6 protein-coding genes and 1 pseudogene are annotated in these 6,315 nt (G+C 69.5%); 4 read left to right on the top strand and 3 right to left on the bottom strand.

Going from position 1 to position 6,315, the window contains the following annotated elements; translation table 11 throughout:
• Positions 1-150: pseudogene (locus tag ACSLTV_RS35730) on the top strand (IS3 family transposase); the annotation flags it as partial.
• Positions 151-159: 9 nt separating this feature from the next.
• Here ACSLTV_RS35730 and ACSLTV_RS35725 read toward each other — a convergent pair.
• A complete protein-coding gene (locus tag ACSLTV_RS35725) occupies positions 160-441 on the bottom strand; it encodes a helix-turn-helix domain-containing protein (RefSeq protein ID WP_435613695.1) in 282 nt (93 codons plus the stop codon).
• 78 nt (positions 442-519) lie between these two features.
• Positions 520-1,758: an IS256 family transposase gene (locus ACSLTV_RS35720; protein WP_435613694.1), complete on the bottom strand. Its 1,239-nt coding sequence runs from the start codon at positions 1,756-1,758 to the stop codon at positions 520-522.
• 432 nt (positions 1,759-2,190) lie between these two features.
• Here ACSLTV_RS35720 and ACSLTV_RS35715 point away from each other — a divergent pair, with 432 nt between their 5' ends.
• From ACSLTV_RS35715 to ACSLTV_RS35705, 3 genes are read left to right on the top strand one after another with little or no spacing between them, the layout of a single operon-like run.
• On the top strand, positions 2,191-2,790 hold the full coding sequence (locus ACSLTV_RS35715) for a helix-turn-helix domain-containing protein (protein WP_435613693.1): 600 nt from the start codon (positions 2,191-2,193) through the stop codon (positions 2,788-2,790).
• Positions 2,791-2,813: 23 nt separating this feature from the next.
• The gene (locus tag ACSLTV_RS35710) at positions 2,814-4,898 is read left to right on the top strand and encodes a hypothetical protein (protein WP_435613692.1); all 2,085 of its coding nucleotides are present in this window, start codon (positions 2,814-2,816) and stop codon (positions 4,896-4,898) included.
• Entirely contained in the window at positions 4,898-5,617 is a 720-nt protein-coding gene (locus ACSLTV_RS35705) for a helix-turn-helix domain containing protein (RefSeq protein ID WP_435613691.1), read from the top strand. Before ACSLTV_RS35710 ends, ACSLTV_RS35705 begins: the two co-directional genes overlap by 1 nt.
• A gap of 21 nt (positions 5,618-5,638) precedes the next feature.
• On the opposite strand, the gene ACSLTV_RS35700 is transcribed toward ACSLTV_RS35705, so the two are convergent.
• The coding region (locus tag ACSLTV_RS35700) for a hypothetical protein (RefSeq protein ID WP_435613690.1) at positions 5,639-6,315 on the bottom strand (677 nt) is incomplete at its 5' end.

Raw genomic sequence — 6,315 nt, 5'->3', positions numbered from 1 at the left:
GCCTGGGTCACCCGCCAGGAGTTGCGGATCGCAATCGTGACCTGGATCGAGCGCACCTACCACCGACGCCGGCGTCAGAGACGCCTGGCCCGATTGACCCCCGTCGAGTACGAGACCATCATGACCCCAGCCGCAGCTCTGGCTGCATAAACCCCGCTGTCACCCGATCATGCAGCAGTCCCGTTCCTTCGGTACGTCAGTAGCGGGCGGGGCGACCAGAGCGATTAGCACTCCGCCGGCGTGGAGGGCGGCGTCGCATAACCGAGCCAGATCACGGCTGGGCGCTTTGATGCCTCGTTCGACCTTGCTCAACTGCGCCTTGCTGTAGTGCACGACCGCGGATAGCGCTGTGAGACTCAATCCGGCGCCCAGCGCCGCTTCCTCAGCTCTGCGCCGAACTCGCTGGACGGCTGTGGCACGGAAACCTCCAGGACCGTCCATCCAGGTACAAGAGGGTTGCTGCACGAAAGAGTGCGGCACCCGTGACTGGACGGGGTCATGTCCCGCGTGGTGGTGTAGTCACGGCAGCTGTTTCGGTTCCGGTTGTGGGGTGATCTCGGGTTCGGCCGGCTTGGTGGTGAAGAGCTCGGCCATGGAGGCTTCGGAGAAGTACCGGCGGTCGAAGACCTGCCACTCGTCGTGGAGTTCGGCCAGCACCGCGGCGGCGAGCCGGTCCAGGGCGGCGGGGTTGGGGAAGACCTGGACGACGTCGGCCCGCCGTTTGATCTCCCGGTTCAGCCGTTCCAGCGGGTTGGTCGACCAGATCTTCTTCCAGTGCGCCGGCGGGAAGTCGGCGAACGCGGTGATGTCCGTTGCTGCATCCAGCAGCATCGACTTGATCTGCGGGAACTGCCGTCCGAGCATGTCGGCGACCACGTTCAGCTGGCTGCGCACCTGCTCACCGGTGGTCTGCGCGAAGATGGTGCGGATGGTGGCGGCGACCATCTCCCCGGAGCCCCTCTCGATCACTGAGAACACGTCCCGGACGAAGTGAACCCGGCACCTTTGCCAGGCCGCGCCGAGGAAAACGGTGCGGATCGCGGCCACCAGACCGCTGTGGCTGTCGGAGATGACCAGTTGGACGTTCTCCAGGCCGCGGGCCCGCAGCGAGCGCAGGAACATCGTCCAGAACGGCTTCGACTCACTGTCGCCGACCATCAGCCCGAGGATCTCGCGATGTCCGGTGGCGGAGATACCGGTGGCGATGACCACGGCCTGGGAGACGATCCGGTGGTTGACCCGGGCCTTGCAGTAGGTGGCGTCCAGGAAGACGTACGGGAAGACGGTGTGCTCCAGCGGCCGCTCCTTGAACGCGGTCAGTTCTTCGTCCAGCTCACCGCAGATGCGGGAGACCTCGGACTTGGAGATCCCGCTGTCCGCACCGAGCGCTTTGACCAGGTCGTCGACCGAGCGGGTCGAGACACCGTGCACGTACGCTTCCATCACCACGGCGAACAGCGCCCGGTCGATCCGCCGCCGGCGTTCCAGCAGCGACGGGAAGAACGACCCGCTCCGCACCTTCGGGATCTTCAGGTCCAGGTCACCGGCCTGCGTGGTCAGCACCCTGTCCCGGTGTCCATTGCGCCAGGTCGTGCGCGTCTGGGAGTGCTCGCGCGGCGCGGCACCGATCACGTCGGTGGCCTCGGCCTCGATGAGTTCCTGCAGGATGCGCTCGCACACCACCCTGATTGCTTCAACTCCGTCGGCCCGACGTAGTGACTCCAGCAGCCGCATCAGCTCAGACTGGGACAAGGCCATCGCGTGCTCCTCCGGTCGAACTGCCCGTTCACCAGAGAGACTTGCGCGATGGCCTGCCCTTGTTCAGGGAGCATGCACCGCCATCGGATGCACGCCCCCGAGCAGACACCCGCGCGTTCCGGGACACTGCCCGGCTACACCACTTCAAGGGACGCGATCCAGAGTCGCTCCGGCTCCGCCGGGACTCAGGCAACCTGCGCAGGCCGGGCGTTACCACTGAGGCTTGCGCACCGTGTCTTCTGCGAGGTCCCTGCCCCAATGCGGTCACGCGGGCCGACGGCGACAGGGCCCGCCGGCCTCTACGGCCGCCGGGCCGAATCGCCGGCCCGGCACCACGTTCTGTCATGGCGGGATGAGGGTTTGACGCCCCCTCACTCGCCGAGTAGATTGCATGCCAAATCAGATATCAGATCGGGGATGGAGGTTGAGGGGGTGCTGCTGACGACCGGGCAGGCCGCGCAAGAGCTGGGATGCGCGATCACCACCTTCCGGCGGCTCATCTCTGCCGGATTGCTGCCGGGCCTGTCCCACCGGGGCGTGCGCGTCATGGTCCCGCTCGAAGTCGTCCAGGCGCTGCAGACGCGCCACCAGGCACCGCTCGACCGGCTGCCGGACGGTGAAATCGCCGTCCTGCGCGTCGACGCCGCCCGGCCGACTCATGAAGAGGGGCGCTCGTGGCTCGGTTTCGCCGCCTCCCTTCCGCCCGATGATCTCCTGAAGGCGTTGCGCGGCTGGTGGCGGTGTGACGCGGCAAGCGCCGCATCCGGGGGATTGCTGCCGGTCACCTTGTCCGGCTACGTGGTAGCGGTACTGACCGGGCTCGAGCGGTGGGAGAAGAACCCCGAAGGCCGACACGCCTTCCCCGACGCCCGCCTGGCCGGTTACGTCACCGACCTGGCTGCCCCGCGTACGTCGATCACCTCGAGCCTCGACAGCGACCGCCGCCTCGCCGAGCTGTTGCTGGGCACCCGACTTCCCTCCCACTCGGGCGGTGCCATCGCCTATGTCACCACCCGCACCACCATCAGCTGAACGGCCCGGACAAGGAACGCCCGATGGACGCACAGAGCTACAGCAGCGCGCTTGCCGATCTGCGCACCCTGCGGGACCAGATCAAGAAGACCCGGGCCCTGCTCGCGAGGCAGGAAGCGGACCGGGACAAACTGATCACCCAGCTGGCCTCCTACGAGAAGGCCAAGGCAGAACGGATCGCCCCCGCGGCCGGACTGGGCGTGGCCGATATCGTCGCTCTCGTCCCTGCACTGGCCCCCGACAGCCTGTCCGTGAACGTCCCGCAGCCGCAGTCTCCACTTCCCCCATCGTCCCCGGCCCAGACGGTTTCTGCGGCCGGACCACAGCCGCCGCAACCGGCAGCGGCCGCCCCCTCACCCACCATCGCCTCACCTGCCGGGACGCACACCACACACCAGACGGCGCCGCAGGCACCGCAAGAGCCGCGCAGCCTGCCCTCCCTTCCCCAGGGCGCCGCTGGCGATGCCTGGTTCACCCACACCACCGGCCTGGCCTCCACGCGGCCGAACTTCACCCAGCAGGCCCGCTCCACCGTCTTCCTGGATACCGCCACCGGCGTCCTGGTGCACCGCGACCAGACCCATCACCTCGACCTCGGCGCAGCATCGGCCGCAGAGATCCTCACCGCCGTCTTTACCACCATCCCCGAAGGCGTGGAACGGATTTACATCACCGCCGGCGACCCCTGGCACCACGATGCCGACCGCTACCCCTACCTGCGCGACGCCGTCGCCGCCTGGCTCAGCGCCCCCATCCCGGGCTGGCGCACCGACACCGGCCGCGGCCGCGACCGGATGGCCGGGCACTTCGTCCACGCCCGAAACCCCGTCGGCCGCTACCAGCGCGACAACGGCGAGCAGCACGTGGAAATCCGCTCGGTGGGGGAGTGGTTCGACGTCGACGGCGACACCCCGCACACCGTCCGCGACGCCTTCGTCCTGCTGTGGCAGGCGCTGCGCCGGCACTGGAACGACGCGGTCCTCATGGGCTCCCCCTCGCAGACCGGCCGCGATTTGTGGACGCGCACCATCCCCACCCGCGGCCAGCACGCCGAGGGCTTCCCCGTCCTGTCGGAGGAACTGCGCGGCCTGCTGCACGCCACCGCAGGCCAGGGCCGCAACGAACTCATCACCCCGCCCCGCGTGCCCGAGCAGTTGTCCGAGCTCGTCGAGTACGACCGCACCTTCGCCTACGCCAAGCACACCTGGAAGTCCCCGGTCGGCACCCCCCGCCGCGTCACCGCCGCCGCCTTCGCCGCCTGGTCGCAGAAGGAGCAGATGCGGGCCCTGTACGGATGCGGGCACTGGCAGGTCCGCGTCACCGTGCCTGACGGCTGGGACCACGTCGGCCTGCTGCCCGCCCCTGCCCCCGGCGACCGTGCCTGGCACTACCCGGCCGCGCCCGGTACCACCTTCACCACTTGGGCGGGCGGCCCCGAACTCCACACCGCCCTGACCAACCCCATCCAGCCGTGGAAGATCGAGATCCTCGACGGCATCCTGTGGGAGGACGGCAAACCCCTCGACGACTGGGCCAAGAAACTCAAGGAGACCTGGACCAACCTCTCCGCCCAGGCCCACTTCCAGGGCGATGCCCAGCAGGCCCGTGCCGCTCACCTCGCTTCCCGCGCGGTGCGTTCCATCCTGCTGTACGGCATCGGCTCCTTCGCCCAGCGGCCCCGCATGGTCACCGGCACCACCCCCCGCAGTGCCGAGCGCGACGTGCCCGCCGACGCCGAGATCATCGGCTTCGACGACGAGTTGATCACATGGCAGAAGCCCACCGGCTTCGCCCGCGACCCCAACGCCCACCCCGAATGGGCCGCCGCGATCTGGTCCGGCGCGCGCGCCGCCCTGCTCACCCAGCGCCACCGCGACGACGACACCTACGTCGGTGCCCTGCACACCCCGCCCGGCACGGTCGTCGCCTTCCGCACCGATGCCCTCTACCTCACCCAGCCCCGCAACTGGCCCTACCACCACCAGCCCGGCGACTATCTCCTGCGCGGCCGCCTGTCCGGCCCCGTCACCGCCCCCACAAGCGAGGAAGAACTCCTCACGCTGCGGGATGCCGGACGCGCGGCCCTCACCGCTGAGCGGGAGGCCTGATGCCGCGCCGCCCCCGCCGCCGGCCTCAACCCCAGCCCAAGTTGAACGAAGCAGCCCGCCTCGCCGACCGGCTCCAAGCGGTCGGCTACACCAAACGCGACATCGCCCGCATCATCGACCGCGACCCCTCCCTGGTCTCGCAGTTCTACACCAAGAACAAGGGAGCCGCCTTCGTCCCCGCCCTCCGGCAGGTCCTGGCCGCCGTCGAAACCGGCGGCATCACCGACCTGCCCGAACTCGCAGCCATCGCCGCCCGCCACACCCAGCGGCGTACCACCGCCTCCGGCGCCCGCGCCCGGGTGCGTACCAAGGCCGTCCTGATCACCCCCGCCGGCTCCGGGTCCGGCCGCGTCGGTGCCCAGGCCATCGCCTCCGGCTCCGCCCGCCTGCGCCCCCTGATTGCCGAAGCAGCCCGCCTGGGCCTGCGCCTGGCCTTCACCGTGCGCCTGGCCAAAACCGGCTACCTGCACCCTTCCGGCAGCCGTACCGACTCACCGGGCATCCGCCGCGACGTCATCCAGCGCGCCGACCACAGTGAGGAACGCTCCTACGGTTCCGCCCAGAGCGGCGGCTTCGACGCCGCCGACTTCGCCCGCCGCGTGGACGCCGCGGGCGGCGACGTCACCGCCGCCGTGCACCAGTGGCTGGTGGAGACCGGGCGCATCCGCCCCGACGCTCAGATCATCCACCTCGAAATCCGCACCTGGCGCCCCCGCTGATGACGCGCCGGGCAGCGCCCCTCAGCCTTGCTGGCTGGCAGCCTCCTCGGGCTGTACCTCGTCCTCGGGCGCACCCGTCGGCTCCGGTGCGGCGCCGGTGTAGAAGACGGACTTGCCCTGCTTGCTGCGCTCGGCCTGGCTCTTGGCCACGAGTCCCTCGAGCGTGACCCGCACGACCTTGGTCGTGATCTGGCGATGGGGATGGGCCTGGCCGAGTGCCGTGGAGATCTCCGCGGCGGAGCGCGGTTCCTTCGACTCGGCGAGGTGGCGGCGGATGAGTTCGACCAGGGTGGGCTGGGCCGCCTTCGTGACCCCCTCCGCCTTGGCCGCAGGCTTCTTGACCGCCTTTTGCGGCGCGGAGGCGGATTTGCGTGCCCTCTGCTTCCCGCCCCGCGCGGCACTGGCATTCTTCCGGGGTGAGGGCACCGCGGCACTCTCGGACTCGGCCGCAGGCTCGGCCGGGGCTTCGGTGATGCCAAGGACCTGCCGCATGTTCACCAGCACGGTGTGGTCGTGCTGCAGGGCGGCCAACTGCTGTTGCAGGGAGGCGATGTCCGCCGTGATGCGTTCCTGCTCCTTGACGTTGCGTTCGAGGTCACCGCTCACCTGAGCGGCGTACAGCGATGTCAGTTCAGTGGCGGGAGTGGTTGTCTCGGGCATGGGTACTGACCTTTCCTCGGTGAACCAGCGTGCTGCGG

The sequence above is a fragment of the Streptomyces sp. bgisy159 genome, assembly GCF_965341775.1.
Classification (GTDB): domain Bacteria; phylum Actinomycetota; class Actinomycetes; order Streptomycetales; family Streptomycetaceae; genus Streptomyces.
This window is presented reverse-complemented; position numbering and strand designations above follow the sequence as displayed.